This window comes from Ileibacterium valens, assembly GCF_001945525.1.
GTDB classification, from domain to species: domain Bacteria; phylum Bacillota_I; class Bacilli_A; order Erysipelotrichales; family Erysipelotrichaceae; genus Ileibacterium; species Ileibacterium valens.
Window position 1 is genome coordinate 1 of record NZ_MPJW01000005.1, and the last position, 1,693, is coordinate 1,693.

Genomic DNA, 1,693 nt, shown 5'->3' on the forward strand with positions numbered 1-1,693 from the left:
AATTATCGTCGACAATATTCAATTCAAGTTCTTTATGGAGCAAAAATGGAAAAAAATTCTATGTTCAAAAAACTGGCTGAATTCATGCAGAGTGAAAGTCTGACCTGTCAGGATCTGGAAGCATTTATCAGTTTCAGAAATCAGAAGCTTGATGAACTAGAAAGCAGAATTCAATCGATCAGAGAAGGTACCTCTGATAATCAGATCGTCCGCAGATGGCATGATTCGTCCGTCTCTAACTATCATCTGACTGGCTATGATCCTATCGAAAAGCTGGTCATCCTTTGTCCACAGAACAATCATGAGCTTCTGGCAGCCGAAGTGATCAGCAGCTCTGAAATGATTTTCGGCAATTACGATTTTGCTTCTCCATTCTGATCTTCAGGCTTATTACAGATGTTTCCTTCGGATGCATGGTTTGATTTAAGAACAGTCATCTGAAGGAGGACAGTAATGAAATGAGTGTCACAAAGGCTAAAATGCAGAAGCTGAGAGGAGAAATTGCCTTTATGAAGGAAAACTATCCTGGGCTTAAACCAAATTTCTCTGCCATGTCTAAGGAAATCGGCATCTCAAGACAGACAATTGCCAAAGTTTGGAAAGATCCGACATCGCCTTCAAAACCCAGGCAGAAGAGAAAGTCAAAATTCGATCCGTATTATCAGGAGATCCGGGAAAAATTTGAAATTCAGTCCACCACGATAAAAGCGGTCTTTCAATATATGAAGGCCAGATATCCGGAAGTTTTTACTTCTTATGATTCTTTTAAAAGTTATGTCAGGGCCAATAAGCTGACAGAAGTGAGAGAGGAATATCTCAAATCTCACGTCAGATATGAGACAGAACCGGGAGAGGAAGTTCAGATCGACTGGAAAGAATCGATTCAGTTCACGCTCTCTACAGGCGAAGTCATTGAGTTCAACCTGTTCGCAGCTGTATTCGGATATTCAAGATATACCGTCTTCATTTATTCCCGGACAAAAACCACAGAAGATTTTATCCGCTGCATGATTGAGCTGATGATCAGAACTGGCGGCGTTCCCAGATCATTCAAAACTGACAATATGAGCGCAATTGTCAGCACTTTTTCAGGGCAGAAGCGGAAACTGCCGGTCATCAGACAGTTTGAAAAGGACATTGAAACACCGATCAGGCTGTGCAGAGTCCGTCAGCCGCAGTCGAAAGGAAAGGTGGAGTCAGCCAACCGGTTCGTATCCTGGCTTGAGCCCTACCAGGGCGAACTTTCCAGCGAGGAAGAACTGATCGAGACAATTGAAAAGATCAACAGGCAGATCAACCAGGAATCCTCACGTACAACGGGATATCCTCGTGTGCTGCTGATGAAAAAAGAAAAAGAGCATCTGCGTCCATTGAACAGAATTCCGCTCCTTGACTCCTACCTCAAGGAGGCTGACACCCAGAAGGTGCCGGCAACGCTTCTGGTCAATTATGAAGGACACGGATACTCCGTACCAAAAAAATTCATCGCCAAACGAGTCAAACTGATTCGAATCGAAGATGAACTGCAGATCTATTATAACAACGACCTGATCTGCACACATCAAATCAGTGACCGTCCCCTCAATTACAAGAATGAGCATTATCTCGATGGGCTCAGAGATTCAATTGAGCCGAAGAAAGATGAAACAGCTGAAGATTATGAGTCAAGAATCCAGAAGAAGGCAGAGGAATC

Annotated in this window: 2 protein-coding genes; both read left to right on the plus strand. The window is 43.2% G+C overall.

Annotated elements, in window-relative coordinates; genetic code table 11:
* A partial coding sequence (locus BO222_RS00075) for a hypothetical protein (protein ID WP_233131177.1) occupies positions 1-378 on the plus strand: 378 nt, incomplete at its 5' end.
* 80 nt (positions 379-458) lie between these two features.
* A partial coding sequence (gene istA / locus BO222_RS00080) for an IS21 family transposase (RefSeq protein WP_075817294.1) occupies positions 459-1,693 on the plus strand: 1,235 nt, incomplete at its 3' end.